This is a genomic window from Thalassorhabdomicrobium marinisediminis, assembly GCF_003072065.1.
Classification (GTDB): domain Bacteria; phylum Pseudomonadota; class Alphaproteobacteria; order Rhodobacterales; family Rhodobacteraceae; genus Octadecabacter; species Octadecabacter marinisediminis.
The window spans coordinates 226,608-242,383 of record NZ_QCYG01000001.1 but is presented as its reverse complement, the minus strand read 5'-3'; the positions used below and the strand labels follow the sequence as shown (position 1 = coordinate 242,383).

16 protein-coding genes are annotated in these 15,776 nt (G+C 65.8%); 4 read left to right on the top strand and 12 right to left on the bottom strand.

Annotation, left to right across the window (positions count from 1 at the left end; all coding sequences use genetic code 11):
- Position 1: 1 nt before the first annotated feature.
- Together DC363_RS01220 and DC363_RS01215 are read left to right on the top strand one after the other, a co-directional pair.
- Positions 2-1,042, top strand: a complete 1,041-nt coding sequence (locus DC363_RS01220; protein ID WP_108639301.1) for an aromatic ring-hydroxylating dioxygenase subunit alpha — start codon at positions 2-4, stop codon at positions 1,040-1,042.
- Between the two features lie 20 nt (positions 1,043-1,062).
- Complete coding sequence (locus DC363_RS01215) at positions 1,063-2,076, top strand: GlxA family transcriptional regulator (protein ID WP_241962888.1); 1,014 nt, start codon at positions 1,063-1,065, stop codon at positions 2,074-2,076.
- Between the two features lie 2 nt (positions 2,077-2,078).
- On the opposite strand, the gene DC363_RS01210 is transcribed toward DC363_RS01215, so the two are convergent.
- Genes DC363_RS01210 through DC363_RS16785 form a run of 3 tightly spaced genes read right to left on the bottom strand, consistent with a single transcriptional unit; the run spans position 2,079 to position 4,326 of the window.
- Positions 2,079-3,431: a sensor histidine kinase gene (locus DC363_RS01210; protein WP_108639299.1), complete on the bottom strand. Its 1,353-nt coding sequence runs from the start codon at positions 3,429-3,431 to the stop codon at positions 2,079-2,081.
- Positions 3,428-4,093 (bottom strand): response regulator transcription factor, encoded by a 666-nt coding sequence (locus tag DC363_RS01205; RefSeq protein ID WP_108639298.1) that lies wholly within the window; start codon positions 4,091-4,093, stop codon positions 3,428-3,430. Before DC363_RS01205 ends, DC363_RS01210 begins: the two co-directional genes overlap by 4 nt.
- Entirely contained in the window at positions 4,093-4,326 is a 234-nt protein-coding gene (locus tag DC363_RS16785; RefSeq protein ID WP_108639297.1) for a PepSY domain-containing protein, read from the bottom strand. The genes DC363_RS01205 and DC363_RS16785 overlap by 1 nt, the downstream gene beginning before the upstream one ends.
- 145 nt (positions 4,327-4,471) lie before the next feature.
- On the opposite strand from DC363_RS16785, the gene DC363_RS16780 reads away from it, so the two are divergent.
- Complete coding sequence (locus DC363_RS16780; protein ID WP_158270813.1) at positions 4,472-4,615, top strand: hypothetical protein; 144 nt, start codon at positions 4,472-4,474, stop codon at positions 4,613-4,615.
- Positions 4,616-4,679: 64 nt separating this feature from the next.
- Here the strand turns inward: DC363_RS16780 and DC363_RS01195 are convergent, their stop codons facing one another.
- The 7 genes from DC363_RS01195 to DC363_RS01165 all read right to left on the bottom strand — a co-directional run bounded on the left by DC363_RS01195 (position 4,680) and on the right by DC363_RS01165 (position 13,469).
- Positions 4,680-5,918, bottom strand: coding sequence for a PqqD family peptide modification chaperone (locus tag DC363_RS01195; RefSeq protein WP_146180723.1), 1,239 nt, complete (start codon positions 5,916-5,918; stop codon positions 4,680-4,682).
- Positions 5,919-6,045: 127 nt separating this feature from the next.
- Complete coding sequence (locus tag DC363_RS01190; RefSeq protein WP_108639295.1) at positions 6,046-6,432, bottom strand: hypothetical protein; 387 nt, start codon at positions 6,430-6,432, stop codon at positions 6,046-6,048.
- A 204-nt stretch (positions 6,433-6,636) separates the two neighbouring features.
- A complete protein-coding gene (locus DC363_RS01185) occupies positions 6,637-8,592 on the bottom strand; it encodes a bifunctional 2',3'-cyclic-nucleotide 2'-phosphodiesterase/3'-nucleotidase (RefSeq protein WP_108639294.1) in 1,956 nt (651 codons plus the stop codon).
- Positions 8,593-8,769: 177 nt separating this feature from the next.
- Positions 8,770-9,531, bottom strand: a complete 762-nt coding sequence (locus DC363_RS01180; protein WP_108639293.1) for a MauE/DoxX family redox-associated membrane protein — start codon at positions 9,529-9,531, stop codon at positions 8,770-8,772.
- 14 nt (positions 9,532-9,545) lie between these two features.
- Positions 9,546-10,490 (bottom strand): DUF305 domain-containing protein, encoded by a 945-nt coding sequence (locus tag DC363_RS01175; RefSeq protein ID WP_108639292.1) that lies wholly within the window; start codon positions 10,488-10,490, stop codon positions 9,546-9,548.
- A gap of 66 nt (positions 10,491-10,556) precedes the next feature.
- Entirely contained in the window at positions 10,557-10,946 is a 390-nt protein-coding gene (cueR, locus tag DC363_RS01170) for a Cu(I)-responsive transcriptional regulator (RefSeq protein WP_108639291.1), read from the bottom strand.
- 12 nt (positions 10,947-10,958) lie between these two features.
- On the bottom strand, positions 10,959-13,469 hold the full coding sequence (locus DC363_RS01165) for a heavy metal translocating P-type ATPase (RefSeq protein WP_108639290.1): 2,511 nt from the start codon (positions 13,467-13,469) through the stop codon (positions 10,959-10,961).
- 461 nt (positions 13,470-13,930) lie between these two features.
- Between DC363_RS01165 and DC363_RS01160 the strand changes: the two genes are divergently transcribed.
- Positions 13,931-14,419 carry a lytic transglycosylase domain-containing protein gene (locus DC363_RS01160; RefSeq protein WP_108639289.1) on the top strand — a complete coding sequence of 163 codons (489 nt, stop codon included), beginning with the start codon at positions 13,931-13,933 and terminating at the stop codon, positions 14,417-14,419.
- On the opposite strand, the gene DC363_RS01155 is transcribed toward DC363_RS01160, so the two are convergent.
- The gene (locus tag DC363_RS01155) at positions 14,416-15,246 is read right to left on the bottom strand and encodes a DMT family transporter (protein ID WP_108639288.1); all 831 of its coding nucleotides are present in this window, start codon (positions 15,244-15,246) and stop codon (positions 14,416-14,418) included. The two genes, DC363_RS01160 and DC363_RS01155, sit on opposite strands and share 4 nt — an antisense overlap.
- A 70-nt stretch (positions 15,247-15,316) precedes the next feature.
- The gene (gene ndk, locus DC363_RS01150; protein WP_108639287.1) at positions 15,317-15,739 is read right to left on the bottom strand and encodes a nucleoside-diphosphate kinase; all 423 of its coding nucleotides are present in this window, start codon (positions 15,737-15,739) and stop codon (positions 15,317-15,319) included.
- Positions 15,740-15,776 lie beyond the last annotated feature (37 nt).

Here is a 15,776-nt window from a genome sequence, read left to right as displayed (position 1 = left end):
GATGTTTCTCAGAAACGCATGGTACGTCGCCGCATGGGATCATGAGGTGACGCGCGAGTTGCAGCAGATCATGGTGCTGGGCGAAAAAGTCTGCATTTTCCGCACGGAAGCGGGCGATCTTGTGGCGCTTGAGGATGCCTGCCCGCACCGCAAACTGCCGCTCAGCAAGGGGCGCATCAAGGGCGACACCGTCGAATGCGGCTATCACGGGCTGACGTTCAACTGCGTTGGCCAATGCGTCTGGGCGCCGGGGTCCAGCGGGATTCCGTCGAACGCCAAGGTCCACGCCTATCCCTGCCACGAAAAATACGGGCTGGTCTGGATCTGGATGGGCAACCCCGCGCTGGCGGACCCCTCGGACATCTTCGAGATCGAGCATTACGACGATCCCGCCTGGGGCATCAACCGCGGCGCGGCGATGGAGCTGGACTGCAACTATCTGCTGATGTGCGACAACCTGCTCGACCCGACACACGTCGCATGGGTGCACCAGAGCAGCTTCGGCTCGGACCAGACCAAGGACGCCCCCCTGCGGATCAAGAAGACCGACGATGGGGTGATCGTGCACCGCTGGATGATGGACCACGAACCCGCGCCCTTCTACAAAAAGGTGGTGGAGTTCGAAGGCAACTGCGACCGCCTACAGCACTACGAGGTGCGCTATCCGTCCCACGCGCTGATCAAGGCGGTGTTCACCCCTGCGGGCACCGGCGGGCCGGACGGGCCACTGCACGAGAAAACCTTCATCATGGACAGCTACAACTTCATGACCCCTACGGACGAAGGGCGCACCCGCTACTACTGGTTCCAGCTGCGCAACATCCGCCCGGACGACGAAGCGCTGTCAAAAATGATGAGCGAGGATGTGCAACATGCCTTTGAAGAGGATCGCGCCGTGCTTAACGAAGTGCAAAAGGGGATGACGAACAAGACCACGCCGCATATTGACTTGCCCATCGACGGCGGGCAACTGAGGTTCCGACGCCAACTGCAAGCGATGATCAACGAAGAACAGCAGGTCGATCGGCAGATGGCAGAGTAGCGGCAACCTTGGGGGATCACGTGACCGCATCAATGCAGCGCCCTGATCTGGTGCCCTCTGGCGCGTTCAGCTTTCCCATCGACACGCCCAAACCCACGCGCTGGTTCAGCTTTTTGCTGTTGCCCGAGTTCACGCTGCTGGCCTTCAGCGCCGCCCTCGACCCGCTGCGCATCGCCAACCAGCTTGCGCAAAAGCCCCTTTACGGCTGGCAGGTGCTCTCCGAGACGGGCGCGCCCGTGGCCTCGTCCACCGGCATCGATCTGGCGGTGCATGGGAGCCTCGATCAATTGCAGGACAGCGACTACCTGTTTGTCTGTTCGGGCAACAACGGCACCCGCGTGGCCAGCGATGCGGTCCTGTCCCGTCTGCGCCGGCATCACCGGTTCGGCGGCGCGTTGGGGGGCATCTGCACCGGCGCCTCGACCCTTGCGCGGATCGGCGTGCTTGAGGGCAAGGAATTCACCCTGCACTGGGAAAACCAGCCGGGCTTCACCGAGACCTTCCCCCACCTCACCCCCACCCGGCACCGGTTCGAGCGCGACGGAGACCTTCTCACCTGCGGCGGCGGCGTTGCCTCGACCGAGATGATGCTGTCGCTTATTGCCGAGGATTACGGGCAGGATTTCGCGCTGGCGGTGTCGGACATGTGCCTGAACCGGCCCGACGTGTCGCAGACCGGCGAACAGCGCTCCTCGATTGCCAAGGCGATCAACTCGCGCAATCCGCGCATCCTCGCCATTTTGCGGCTGATGTATCAGAACATCGAAGAACCGCTGAGCTTGGATGAGCTGGCCGAACACGCCCATGTCTCGCGCCGGCAGATGGAGCGGTTGTTCATCCAGCTCATGGGTGAGCCCCCGGCCCGGATCTATCGCAACATCCGGCTGGACCGCGGGCGGGCGCTGTTGATGGAAACCGATCTCAAGGTGTCCGAGGTGGCGATGGCGGCGGGGTTCAATTCCAACAACGTCTTCACCCGTCACTTCAAGGCGCGGTTCGGCGAAAGCCCCTACGGCCACCGGCGCAAGGCTTGACCTCAGCGCGGGGCGGCCTCTGCCTGCTCCCACGCCAGCATCACCGAAAGCCCGCCCATGTCGCTGCGATCCAGCGTGAGCGCGCAACCATGGGCCTGCGCCATCTCGTCGGCGATGCTCAGGCCCAGCCCGGTGCCCGAGCGTTCCGGATCGGCCTTGCGCCCACGCCCCAGCACGATCTCGTGCCCCGCGTCGCTCAACCCCGGCCCGTCATCGCAGACCGTCAGGCTGGCCACGGTGCCCGACAGCGCGCCGCGCACGACGATCCGCCCGTCGGTCCATTTCATCGCATTGTCCAGAAGGTTGCCCACCAGTTCGGTCAGATCGAATTCGTCAAACGGCGCGCGCAATCGTTCGTCCACCTCGACGGACCAGCGGATCTGCTCGGACCCGGGCTGCTGGCTCAGCGCGTCACTCAGCCGCCTCACCACCGGGGCAACCTCGCAGACCTGTCGAGACTGGCCGCTGTCGCGGTGCCGCGCCAATTCCCGTTCGACGATGTGTTCGATGCTGGCGATCTCGGTCTGCAACTCGTCGGCCAGAAGGTCTTGCCCCGCCTTGCGCAGCTTGCGCTCTACCCCGTGCAGGATCGTCAGCGGGGTCTTGAGCCCGTGGGCCAGATTGCCCGCCCCCGCCCGCACCCGCTCAAGCGTGGCGGCGTTGGTGTCAAGCAACTGGTTGACCTCTTCCACCAGCGGCAGCACCTCGGTCGGATAGTCGTCGGACAAACGCCCCGCGGGCGAGCGGCTGACGCGGTTCACCTCCGAGCGGACCTTCTCAAGCGGGCGCAGGCCCAGCCGGATCTGCACGGCGCTCGCGATCAGCAGGAAGGCCCCCAGAACCGCCAGCCAAAGCGTTGAGTTCAAACGGAAACCTGCGACCGAAACGTCGAGATCCGTCCGGTCCAGCGCCACCGCCAGATGCAGGCTGCGCTGTGCTGCGTCCTGACCAGTAAGGATCACCCAATGGGCTACGGCAAGAGGCTCTTCGGTGCCGATGTTGATGTCCTGAACGCGGATCACACCGGGCTGCTCGGGCCGCTCCAACGCCATGGGCGCGCCCCAGAACGACGGCGAGAGGACCGGATCGGCACCTGCGACCTCGATCTGCCAGTAATAGCCCGACAACGGATTGTTGAACCGCGGATCGGCGAGCGGGCCAACCTCGACCTCGCCGCTGTCGGTGACGGCGACATTGCCGCTGAGCTGGATGAGATAGGTCTCAAGCTCGTCGCGCAGGCGGTCCTCGAAATACAGCCGGAACAGGAAGTTCAGCACCACCGCCGTCGCCACCAGCGCCACCGCTGTGGCGATCACCGCCGCAAGAAACAGCCGCAGGTTCAGCGCGGTCCTCACGACAGGTCCTCGGCAATCAGATAGCCGAAGCCCCGCCGCGTCTCGATCACGCCGCCGCCGATCTTGCGCCGCAGACGCCCGATCAAGACCTCGACCGCGTTGCTGTCGGGCTCATGGTCGCGAAAATAGACATTCTCGATCAGCTCTTCCTGACTGACGACCTTGCCGCGCTGGTGCATCAGGTAATTGAGCAGCCGGTATTCCAGCGGCGTGACCTTCAGCGGCTTGCCATCGACCGAGACACGCATCTGGCGCAGGTCCATGCGCAGGGGTCCGGCCTCGAAAGTCGTCGTCTTCTGGCCGCTGGCGCGCCGCAACAAGGCGCGCAGACGGGCGATCAGTTCTTCCATCTGGAAGGGCTTGCCCAGATAATCGTCAGCGCCCGCGTCGATCCCCTCGACCCGTTCGCTCCAGTTGGCGCGCGCCGTGAGCAGGATCACTGGCAGGTCCAGCCCTTCTTCGCGCCAGTTGCGCAGCACCGACAGCCCGTCGCGCTTGGGCAGGCCGATGTCCAGAATAGCTGCGGCATAGCTTTCCGTGCTGCCCAGAAACCAGCCCTCCTCCCCGTCCGAGGCGATCTCGGGGATCATGCCTTCGGCGGTCAACACATCGGCCACCAGTTCGGCGATCTTGCGCTCGTCTTCGACAATCAAAATGCGCATCAACAGGCCTGCGCTCCGGTGATCCGGCCCGAGGCCGCGTCCACCCGCACGGAGACCACAGCGCCGGAGTTGTTGACCGTGAGCACCCGGAACGATCCGCCATCGCTTGAGAAGCCGACGCGGATCACCGTACCGGGATGGCTGGCTTGCACACGGGTCAGCACCTCGCGCAGGGGGCGCGCCTGCCCGCGCTGGATCGCCTGTTGCGCGCGTTCGTAATCGCGCCGGGACATCTGGCCGCCATCGGGCAGGCGCGCGCCAGAACAGCTCCCCGGACCGCTGGGGCCCGATGCGGCTGAGGGGGCCGAAGGCGCCGAATGTGTCGACCCCGTCCCGGGGCGCGAGGGCCCGCTGACGGGCGACGGACGGCTGGCCGCGGTGGGCGCCGTCGGCGGGCTTGCTGGACTTGGCGGGCTGACCGGGCTGGGCTTCGACGCGGGCGAGGCGCGGCTTGCGGCCGAGGCGTCCGAGGGGGTCGAGGCATGGGCCACGCTCAGCCCCGTGACGGTCGGCGCGACATAGGCCGCCGCCAGTCCGAGCCCCAGCCGCGCCAGTGCCGCGCGCCGTGTAAGGGGGTTACGACCGCTCATTCCACAGGCTCCTGCGCGGGGACGGTCTCGATCAGGCGGGCAGCGGCGAGGTTTTGCAGCAGCGCTTCGCTGTCCGTGCGGATCGCCGCCGGATCAACCTGCGGATAGGCCGCGCACAGCACCTCGCAGACCTCAGCCAAAGTGATCGGCTCGGCCAGAAGCCGCCAGATCGCCGCCGAACTGCCATTGAGGTGATAGATCGCGATCCCGCTGCTGTCGGCCAGAAACCAGGCCTCTCCGGCGCGGGTTTCGGTGACGCCGTCGCGGCGGACATAGGACGCGGCGGGATCGAAGGCGGGCGCGGGGCGGTTCCGCTCTTCCAACGGGGCCTGCCGGACCTCGGGCGCGGTTGCGTCGTGCCGCGCCACGGGCAAGTCCTGCAGGGCCTCATGCGCCGACAAATATGCCGCCGCCTGTTGACCGCAAGCATAGGTCAAGCGGTAGACTGGCAAGTGCCGCGCCAACACCTCGGCCGAAGACAGGATGATGCTGGCGTGCAGGGTACGGGCGAAATTCTGGGTGATCAGGGTGGCGAGCGCTTCATCCTCGGTCACCGGATCAAGCCGCGGCGCGCAGGGCGTCTCCTGCCGGTCCAGCAGCACGATCGCCCCCAGCGGCATGGTGGCCCCCGCCCGCGCGATGGGCGCGGTGGTCACATATTTGTATTGCCGGTTCGACGGCCCGAAATCCTGCGCAACCCACTGCGAGAGCGCGGCGTCGAAGCTGTCGGGCACCGGAAGACGCACCCGTGGGGCGACGCCATTGGCGATGCCGTGGAACGTGCCGCTGTCGATGTCCTTGCGCACGGGCAGCACGTCGTCGGTAAAGACCTCATGCTCCAGATGCGCAAGCGCGGCGGTCAGCGTGCTTTTGCCCGCGCGCCGCCCGTTGGGAAAGGCCACCAGGCGCCCGCCAAAGGCCACCCCGCCCGCGTGCAGGCACAGCATGTCGGGGTGCGAGCGGATGCGTTCCCACGCCATTTCGGCCACCAGATCGCACACCGCATTGACCCCATCCCAGCGGCGCGGCGCGTCCGGGGCGTCGGCCGGGGTCAGCGTCCAGTCGCCGCCTTCGGCCGGGGCCAGCGTGGCGAACGGGGCGGCGCGGGCCGAGCGGCTGTGCCGGTGCGGACAGGCCGTCGCGATGTCCGCGATCAAGGGCAGAAGGTCCGATGCGCCGTTCAGCGCCACCGGATGATCCAGCCCGTCGAATTGCACGAAAGTCGTCTCGGTCACCATAGCCCTACCTTGCGTCGTCTGATGCATAGTGAACTTTCGGCCCACTGCAAAGGCCGCTGACCGGGCGATACCTGTGGCACCGCCCGGCCCTCGTTTTCCCTAGTTCCGTGAGTTGGGGGTGTCCCTAGGGCAAATCGCAAATACGGACGCCGTCAGCGCGGGTGACGACCGAACCACCGGCGGATTCGCATTCGTCCTGCGTCATCACGCGCGGGCCGCTGGGGCCGCTCGCGGTGCTTGGCGTGCTTGGAGTCGACGGCGTGGACGGATCGCTGGCCGCCGAAGGCTCGCTCGGGGTCGAGGCTGCGCTGGGGTCGGACGCGGGGCTGGGCGTGGATGCGGGGCTCGGGTCCGATGCGGGGCTGGGGTCGGAGGCAGGGCTGGCAGAGGAGGCCGCTTCAGCCGCAGAGAGGGCGGCGAACGTGGGCACGGTATAGGCCAGAAGGGCGGCCCCGCCGAGGCGGGCGATGGCCTTGCGGCGCGAAAGGCTCTTGTCGGTCTGATCGGTCATGTCTGTCTCCTTTTTTGTTGTGTAGGCGCATACCTGTGGCCCGGGTTCGAATCGTATCTACCGCAGGCCCCCGTCACGGACCTGAATCCGATTGTCAGCGAATTGTCAGGTTCGCGCGGGGGGACGCGCAAAAAGGCCACGACGCGCCTGCGCCGTGGCCTTGTGGGTCGTTGCGTGCAGCGCCGGACCAACCGGCGCGCCACCCTAGAGCGTGATGCGGAACCGCGCGAAGCCGTCCGGCCCGTCGCCTGCTTCCTCGATGTCCATGTCCACCTGATCGAGATAGGCCGAGGCCGCGGGGCCGGTGTCGAACAGAACCGTCGTGCCGTCCAGCGGCGCGAAGGACCAGTTGTTGTCGGCCTTGGGGTTGATGGTGCCCTTCTCGACGATGTAGCGCACGATCACGTCGCGGTTGGTGTCGGGCCCTTCAAAAACCGTGGTCTCGGGCGTGGCACCCTGGAAATTTCCGCCACCGCTGGCGCGGTAGTTGTTGGTCGCGATGATAAATTCCGCATCCATGTCAACGGGTTCTCCCTCGTAAGTGAGGTTGACGATGCGGTTGGCGTCGGGGTTGATCACCTCCCCCTCGCGGTCATATTTCGACGGCTGCGAGAGGTCGATCTGGTATTCGACCCCGTCGATCACATCGAAGTTGTAGCTGGGGAATTCAGGGTTGAGCAGGACGGCATCCTGCGCGCCCTTCTCGACCTGATTGAACATCCCCGCCGAGCGTTCCAGCCAGTCCTTGACCTGCGCCCCCGTCACCCGGACCGCGCGGGCGGTGTTGGGATAAAGATAGAGGTCCGAGACGTTCTTGATCGCCACATCGCCCACGGGCACGTCCGTGTAATACTCGGGCCCGCCACGGCCACCAGCCTTGAACGGCGCGGCAGCGGAGAGGATCGGCAGACCCTCATGCTCGGTCCCTTGCAGCATCTGTTCAATATACCACCGCTGCGCGTTCGAGACGACCTGCACCGACGGATCATCGGCGACCAGCGCGAAATAGCTGTGCAGCGGCGCGTCGGTCTTGCCCACGGCGCGGCGCACATAGGCTAGTGTCTCGTCGTGTTCCTGCTGCACCGAGGCCAGCACCTCCGGATCGCTTTCGACCAGCGGCGTGATCGAGCGATCCTCGCCCCGCATGGAGATCGGCCGCGCCTCGGTTTCCGCCGAGATCACGCGCCATGCGTTGCCGTCCCGTTCCAGCAGCAGGTCGATCAGACCCATGTGGCTGCCCCAGAAGCCGGCCATCACGGCGGGCGTCTCCATCAGGGTGCCCGCATCCACGTCGGCGCCGGCGAAATCGGCATAGGTCGGCGACGGGAACACCAGATGGCTGTGCCCCGTGAGCACCGCATCCACCCCGTCAAGCCCCGCCAGCGGCACGGCAGCATTCTCCATCCCGTCGTGGGCGTCCGCTTCACCGATGCCCGAGTGCGACAGGGCCACGATGATATCGGCCCCCTGCTCTTTCATCAGCGGAATATAGGCTTTCGCCGTTTCGATGATGTCGCGGGCCTGCACATTGCCTTCGAGATGGCGGCGGTCCCAGTTCATGATCTGCGGCGGCACAAAGCCGATGAGCCCCACCTTGATCGGATGCTCGGTTCCGTCCCCGTCCGTCACGGTATGATCAAGGATCACGAAGGGCTGGATCAGCGTCTTGTCCTTGGTCGGATCGCTGCCTGTTTCAAGCGCGACGTTGGCCGTGACGATGGGGAACTCGGCCCCGGCCACGGACTTCATCAGGAAATCAAGGCCGTAGTTGAACTCATGGTTGCCTAGGGTCGAGGCGTCGAAGCCCAGCGTGTTCATCGCTTGAATGACGGGGTGTTTGTCGCCTTCGGCCATGCCCCGCTCATAGGCGATGTAATCGCCCATCGGGTTGCCCTGCAGGAAATCGCCGTTGTCGATCAGCAGCGAGTTGGACGCCTCGTCGCGCACCTGCTGGATCAGGCTTGCGGTGCGGGCAAGACCTACAGTGTCGCTCTCCTTGTCGGCGTAATAGTCGTAGGGAAAGACGTGCACGTGCAGGTCCGTCGTCTCCATGATGCGCAAATGCGCCTGATTTGCAGCGGCGTTGGCGGAAAACGGATGCAGGGCGATGAAGCCTGCGGTGCTGGCCAGAAAGCCGCGCCGGTTGAGTGTGAGTGTCATTTTTATTGTCTCCCTGTGAGGTGAACTCTGCGTTCAGTTTACAGGTTAACCATTCTGCGACAACACCGCGCCCGGTGGCGGGCGACACCACCGCGCCCGGTGGCGGGCGACACCACCGCGCCCGGCAGCGGGCGACACCACGGCGCCCGGCAGCGGGCGACACCACCGCCCGTCCGGCTAGAACCAGCCCAGCGCCCGCGCGGGCATCCACAGGCCCATGAAGATCATCATCAGGTTCTCGGTGAGTGAGACGAACCCCAAAGGCACGTTCGAATTGCCGCCCACGCAGGCGCATTTCAATTCCCGCTTGTCGATATAGACCGCCTTGAACACCGAGACCGCGCCGATCGTCCCGATGAACAGCGCGATGGGGGCGCTGATCCAGACCAGCGCTCCGGCGACCATCAGAATGCCCGACGTGGCCTCTCCGAAGGGGTAGAGATAGCCGTAGCGCACCCAGCGTTGCGCCAGCAGGTCATAGTTGAGGAACATGGTCGAGAAGCTCTCGATGTCCTGCAACTTCTGGGTGGCCAGAAAACACATGGAAATCGCAAGGAACCATTCGAACGCCCGTAGCGTGAAGAGGTCTTCGAAGAACGCCCAGCTCAGGCCCAGCGCCATCAGGGCGGCGACCGCGAAGATCGCGATCACCGGCTGGTAGCTTGTCGCGTCCTCGTCCTTGACCTCTTCCCCGAAGTATTCGCGCAAGGCGTCGTGCCCGCCGATCCGCTCGTCCCTGATAAAGGTCTGGGGCGTGGTCTCGACCTTGTGCTTGGCCTTGAAGGCGTCGGTCTCCTCGCGCGTGGTGAGGTGGTGATCCTCAACGGTGTAGCCGTTGCGCTCAAGGAGGTCCTTGGATTTCAGGCCGTAAGGGCAGGTATGCTCCGGCATCACCATCCGGTAAAGCCGCGCCGTCTTGTGTGCTGTATCCGTCGCCATGGGTGCGTCCCTTCCTAGCCGTTGCAGGTCCAATAGCCGTCAAAGCCCACGGCCAGCGGTGTCTCTTCGGTCAGCTCGAACAGCAGGGTGGCCCCCTCTCCGTCCGCGTCGCCGGGCTCAAGCGTCAGGCGGCCGCCGTCTGCTTCAAGCACGCCGCCGTCCCGCAGATCGCCACCGGCTTCGAACCGCACCAAAGCGCCCGAGATCTTGGCAAGCCCGGTGCCTTCGGCGTCCGTCGCAAGGATCGGCCGTGCGTTCACCGCTCGGACGAAAGTGCAGGCCTCCGCTGCGTCCAACCCGCGGGTGATCTCGTCGCGCGACAGGGGTGCGGGGCGGATGCCCGCGATGACCGGCGTGGCAAGGGCGTCGGACAGCGCCGCGATCGGGGTTGGCCCCTCGGCCTCACCCAGTGGCCAGTCCGCACCCGCTTCGCCACGGGCCTCAATGTCGTTCAACAGAAACCGCATCTCGGAAATCTCGCGGTTCTGCGCGTCGATGATTTCCTGCGCGAGCTTATGGACACGCGGGTCCGAGGTTTCGGCCCGTTCACTGGTCATGATGGCAATGGAGTGATGCGGGATCATCGCGCTCATCCAGGCTTCGTCCGCGATGGTGGCTTGCGACCGCACCAGCCAGAGCGCACCGCCAAACACGACGACTGACGCGGCAATGATCACCGCGTTCACGGTCTTATTCTTATACATGCTCCACATGAACAACAGCATCACCACCGCCATGGTCGCGCCCATGACGAAGGTCATGTAGAACCGTGTCTCACTCCAGAAGACGTGTTCGATGGCATAAGTGTTGAGATACATCAGCACGAACATCAGCGCGGTCGATGTGCCGACCATCGCGAAGAACCGCCCATAGGACGATCCGTGCCCGCCGCCCCCGTCGTGACCAGTCTTGCCGTGACTGGTCTTGTCGTGGGCGTTTGTGTCGGTCTCGTCGGGCATGTCCCCCTCCTGTGTTGGCCATATTTACCGACTCAACGGGTTTCCAGCGCAGGAGGGTTCCGAAAATTATCCCTGCCCCGACAGGTCCGACAGGATCGGGCAGTCGGGCCGGTCATCCCCGTGACAGGCGCGCACCAGTTCGGCCAGCGTGTCGCGCATGGACCGAAGCTGCGCGATCTTCTCGTCGATGGACACCAGATGCTGGGCGGCAATCTCTTTCACCTGCGCGCTCTCGCGGGTCTCATCCTCGTAAAGGCCCAGCAGGATGCGGCAATCCTCGATGGTAAAGCCCAGCGCACGGGCGCGGCCCAGAAAGGTCAGCTTGTGCACATCGCTTTCACGGAACGACCTGTAGCCGTTGGCGCTGCGCTGGGGGCGGATCAGGTCGATATCCTCATAATAGCGGATCGTCTTGGGCGGCAGTCCGGCGCGTTTGGCGACTTCTCCGATATTCATGTGCGGCCCCTCCTATTCTGCCGGTTGCGTGGTGGAAAACGGACGGGCGGCGCCAACCTCGCGCCGCTCGTCCATGGCCGGTGACAGCCGCCGCAGCCGCAACGCGTTGGTCAGGACCGAGACCGACGACAGCGCCATGGCACCCGCAGCGAAGACCGGCGACAAGAGCACGCCGAACACCGGATAAAGCACCCCCGCCGCCACCGGGATCAGCGCGGCGTTGTAGCCGAAGGCCCAGCCGAGGTTCTGGCGGATGTTGCGCAGGGTGGCCCGCGACACCGTCACCGCGTTGACGACGCCGCGCAGGTCCCCCGACATGAGCACCACATCGGCGCTTTCGATGGCCACGTCGGTGCCGGTGCCGATGGCAATGCCCACATCCGCATGGGCCAGCGCGGGCGCATCGTTGATCCCGTCGCCCACAAAGGCCACGGTTCGCCCGCCCTGCCGCAATTCGTCCAGCGCCGCGACTTTGCCGTCGGGCAAGACGCCCGCCACGACCTGATCGATCCCGACCTCGCGGGCGATGGCATCAGCGGTTTCCTGTTTGTCGCCGGTAATCATCGCCACCTCGATCCCCCGCGCATGAAGCGCAGTGACCACGGCCGCCGAAGAGGTCTTGACCGGATCGGCCACGGCGATCACCGCCGCGATCTGCCCGTCGATGGCGGCGTAAAGCGCGGTCCGCCCCCGGGCCGCCAAAGCGCGCTCCTGCATTTGCAACACGGTGGTGTCGATCCCTTCGCGCGCCATGAAGCGGTCCGCGCCCACCAGAACGGTACGGCCCGCGACCTTGCCCTGCACGCCGTAGCCCGTCACAGATTGGAACGCTGTCACCTCGGGCAGGGTCAGGGCCTCGCTGCGGGCGGTGCTGACAATGGCCTCGGCCACCGGATGCTCCGACTGCGCCTCGACCGCCGCCACAAGGGGCAAAGCCGCCGCGCGGGTCCAGTCGTTCGCGGTCACGAAATCCGTCAGCGTCGGGCGCCCTTCGGTGACGGTGCCGGTCTTGTCCACGGCGATCACATCGACCTCGCTCAGCCGTTGCAGCGCATCGCCCTTGCGGAACAGCACGCCCATCTCAGCCGCGCGCCCCGTGCCCACCATGATCGAGGTCGGCGTCGCCAACCCCATGGCGCAGGGGCAGGCAATGATCAGCACCGAGACCCCGGCCACCAGCGCCAGCGTCAATGCCGGATCGGGGCCCACCAGCAGCCACACCGCCACGGTCAGCAGCGCGAGTCCCAGAACCGCGGGGACGAACCACATCGTCACCCGGTCCACGAGTCCCTGAATGGGCAGTTTCGCGCCCTGCGCCTCTTCCACCATGCGGATGATCTGCGCCAGTGTCGTGTCCGCCCCCACCCGCGTGGCCCGGAATGTCAGACTGCCGGTGCCGTTTACCGTGCCGCCGGTGACCGCGTCTCCGGCCGCCTTGCCGACCGCCAAAGGCTCACCGGTGATCATGCTTTCGTCCACGTTGCTGGTGCCGTCGAGCACCTCCCCGTCCACCGGCACCCGCTCGCCCGGCCGCACGAGGATCACATCGCCCACCTGCAGGCTGTCGATGTCCACCTCTCGCGTGTCCCCGTCCGCGATCACCCGCGCGGTGCGGACCTGCAGCCCCAGCAGCGCCTGAATGGCCGCGCCCGTGCGCCCCTTGGCGCGGGCTTCCAGCCAGCGGCCGATCAGGATCAGCACCACGATCACCGCCGCCGCCTCGAAATAGACCGCGCGCACGCCTTCGGGCAGGACCTGCGGCAGCAGGGTCGCCACCACGGAATAGCCCCAGGCCGCGCCGGTGCCCAGCGCCACAAGGCTGTTCATGTCCGGCGCACCCTTCGTCAGGGCGGGAACGCCCTTGGCAAAGAACGCGCGCCCTGGCCCGAAGAGCACCACCGTCGTCAGCACAAGCTGGATCAGCCACGTGGTCGGCACCCCGATGGTCCGCTCGATCAGCATATGGAAGCCGGGGATCATGTGCGCGCCCATTTCAAGCACGAAGACCGGCAGCGTGAGTGCTGCGGCCAGCATCGTCCGGCGGCGCAACTGTCGCGCTTCGGCGTCCTTGCGGTCCACCCGGTCGGCCTGTGCCGTGGCCCCCGCGACCGTGGCGGGATAGCCCGCGTCGGTGCTGACTTGCACCAGATCGGCGCCCGTTGTGGCCCCTTGCAGATAATCCACCGTCGCCGTCTCGGCCGCCAGATTGACCGCGACATTCATCACGCCGGGCACCGCTGCCAGCGCCGCTTCAACCCGGCCCACGCAGGACGCGCAGCTCATCGCGTCGATGCTCATGGTGACCTGTTCGCTGCGTGCAGGGTAGCCCGCCTGCGCCAATGCCTCTTGCGCCCGCGCGACTGCGTGGGTGTCCGAAACCTCGAATGTTGCGGTTTCCGAGGCCAGATTGACCCGCGCCTGCGCGACCCCCTCGGCCCCGTTCAACGCCTTCTCGACACGGCCCACGCAAGAGGCACAGTTCATGCCCTCAACGGCCAGAGTGATTGTTTGCGACTCAGCCATCACGCGACTCCTCGTTCCAGTTATTGCCGAGATAACCCTTCCAGTCACTGGAAGCTCAAGGGGTTTTCTGCCTTTCCCGCCGCTGCGCCCTGATTGCGCCACAATCCGGCCCTCATGGAACCAAATTTTACGTTCTAGGTTTCATATAAGCCTGATGAAACAGGCAATCCGCAGGGCGGACCGACCGTCAGAGGCAACCAGAGCGAAGGAGCGGCCCCATGCCGACCCAGACACCAACCCCCATTCCCGGCCCTCCCCGGCCTGCGCCCAATGGCACCAAACGGCGCCCCGGACCGCCGAAGCCTGTCGTCTTCAAAGACTTCGCAGGCATTTGATACCGCGCGGCTGACGCAAGCGACACGGAAGGCTGCCAAAGGCGTGCGCCGCCCCATCGGCGGCAACCCGCGCGGGGCAAACCCACGCGCTGGCGTGACACTCGCGGCGGGTTTAAAACGGCGGTCATGAAACCTTACGCCCTGCTTTTGCCGCTCCTGCCCCTGCTCGCAGCCTGCGCCGCCCCTGCCCCCGTCGCAACGCCGCCGGTTGAGGTGCAAGCCCCGCTCAATCCCGGTGAGACGCCGCAGATGCGCAAGCTGGTGCGGAAATACGCCGCCCATCACGGCATCCCCGAAGAACTGCTGCACGCGGTGATCCAGCGCGAAAGCGACTATCGCCCCCGCGCCCGCAATGGCCCCTATTACGGTCTGATGCAGATCCTGCCCGCCACCGCGCGCGGCATGGGCTTTTCCGGCGCGCCCAGTGACCTTCTGGATGCGGAAACCAACCTGCTTTACGCGGGCCGCTACCTGCGCGGGGCCTGGCTACTCTCCAACGGCAGCATCGACCGCGCAGTGCAATGGTATGCGCGCGGCTACTATTACGAAGCCCGCAACCGCTGCATGTTGGTCGAAACCGGCCTGCGCGACCGCGAGGTGCGCCGCGACTGCTAGCGCCCCGCCACCGCCACGGCGATCCCGCCCAGCACGACCGCCGATGTGACCAGCACCTCCAAGGTCAGCGCCTCGTCCAGCAGCAATGCGCCGGCCAGCACGGCGATCACCGGCACGCTCAACTGCGCGACCGCTGCCGTGGTCGCCGGTATCCTCGGCAAGACGTGATACCAAAGCGCATAACCCAGCCCCGACATCACCGCGCCGCTGGTCAGGGCCGCGGCATATCCGCCCCACGGGGTTGCCAGCGTCGGGGCCAGCCCCAGAAGCCCCAGCGCGAACGGCAAGACCAGCAAAAAGCTCACCGCCATATCCCCCAAGGGATCACGCGACCCGCGTCCGATCAACGAAAACAGACCCCAGGACAGGCCCGCAATCCCCATCACCAGCGCACTGGCCAGTTGGACCGAGGGTGCCCCGGGGTGCGGCCACATGAGCCACGCGAGCCCTGCCATCGCCACCACCATGCCGCCCCATTGCCGGCCCGTGGTGCTTTGCCCCATCAGTGCGGCCCCGGCAAACATGGTGCATTGCACCGCTCCGAACAGGATCAGCGCCCCCGCGCCAGCGGGCAGGATCACATAGGCGATGGAAAACGGCGCCATATACATCAGCAACGCGAGCGCGGCCGCGATCCGGGCGCGGCTGAACCGGGGCCAGCCGCCGCGCCACAGCATCAGTGCCAGCAAGGTACCGGCCCCCGCCACAAGACGCAGGCCCGCGAAGGCCAGCGGGTCCATCCCGAATTGGCTCACGCCCAGACGATTGAGCACCGAATTGGCCGCAAAAGCGACCATGGCTGCCGCGACCAGCAAAAACGTCCTCATCGCCCCTCCGGCACGAAAAAGCCCCGCCGGATCACTCCGACGGGGCTATAATCTGACAGGATCAAACGGCTTAGCCGACCAGCTCAAGACCCGAGAAGAAGAACGCGATCTCTTCTGCTGCGGTTTCCGGAGCGTCGGAGCCGTGGACCGAGTTCTCACCGATCGACAGGGCGAATTCCTTGCGGATCGTGCCCTCGGCGGCGTCGGCAGGGTTCGTCGCACCCATGACTTCGCGGTTCTTCGCGATGGCGTCTTCGCCTTCGAGAACCTGCACGACGATCGGCTCGGAGATCATGAACTCGCACAGCTCGTCAAAGAAGGGGCGGTCCTTGTGCACACCGTAGAACTGCTGCGCCTGCGCCAGCGTCAGCTGGATGCGCTTGGAGGCGACGATCCGCAGACCGGCCTCTTCGAACTTGGCAATGATCTTGCCGGTCAGGTTGCGCTTGGTGGCGTCGGGCTTGATGATCGAGAATGTGCGCTGGATAGCCATGGGGACCTCATAGGGGTTGAATGAATTGCGCGCCTGC

What these genes read in the sequence shown, in the direction of transcription:
- DC363_RS01220 (WP_108639301.1), top strand. Translation starts at nt 2, where the DNA reads ATGTTTCTCAGAAACGCATGGTACGTCGCCGCATGGGATCATGAGGTG.
- DC363_RS01205 (WP_108639298.1), bottom strand. Translation starts at nt 4,093, where the DNA reads ATGCGCATTTTGATTGTCGAAGACGAGCGCAAGATCGCCGAACTGGTG.
- DC363_RS16785 (WP_108639297.1), bottom strand. Translation starts at nt 4,326, where the DNA reads ATGTCCCGGCGCGATTACGAACGCGCGCAACAGGCGATCCAGCGCGGG.
- DC363_RS01190 (WP_108639295.1), bottom strand. Translation starts at nt 6,432, where the DNA reads ATGACCGATCAGACCGACAAGAGCCTTTCGCGCCGCAAGGCCATCGCC.
- DC363_RS01185 (WP_108639294.1), bottom strand. Translation starts at nt 8,592, where the DNA reads ATGACACTCACACTCAACCGGCGCGGCTTTCTGGCCAGCACCGCAGGC.
- DC363_RS01180 (WP_108639293.1), bottom strand. Translation starts at nt 9,531, where the DNA reads ATGGCGACGGATACAGCACACAAGACGGCGCGGCTTTACCGGATGGTG.
- DC363_RS01175 (WP_108639292.1), bottom strand. Translation starts at nt 10,490, where the DNA reads ATGCCCGACGAGACCGACACAAACGCCCACGACAAGACCAGTCACGGC.
- cueR (WP_108639291.1), bottom strand. Translation starts at nt 10,946, where the DNA reads ATGAATATCGGAGAAGTCGCCAAACGCGCCGGACTGCCGCCCAAGACG.
- DC363_RS01165 (WP_108639290.1), bottom strand. Translation starts at nt 13,469, where the DNA reads ATGGCTGAGTCGCAAACAATCACTCTGGCCGTTGAGGGCATGAACTGT.
- DC363_RS01160 (WP_108639289.1), top strand. Translation starts at nt 13,931, where the DNA reads ATGAAACCTTACGCCCTGCTTTTGCCGCTCCTGCCCCTGCTCGCAGCC.
- DC363_RS01155 (WP_108639288.1), bottom strand. Translation starts at nt 15,246, where the DNA reads ATGAGGACGTTTTTGCTGGTCGCGGCAGCCATGGTCGCTTTTGCGGCC.
- ndk (WP_108639287.1), bottom strand. Translation starts at nt 15,739, where the DNA reads ATGGCTATCCAGCGCACATTCTCGATCATCAAGCCCGACGCCACCAAG.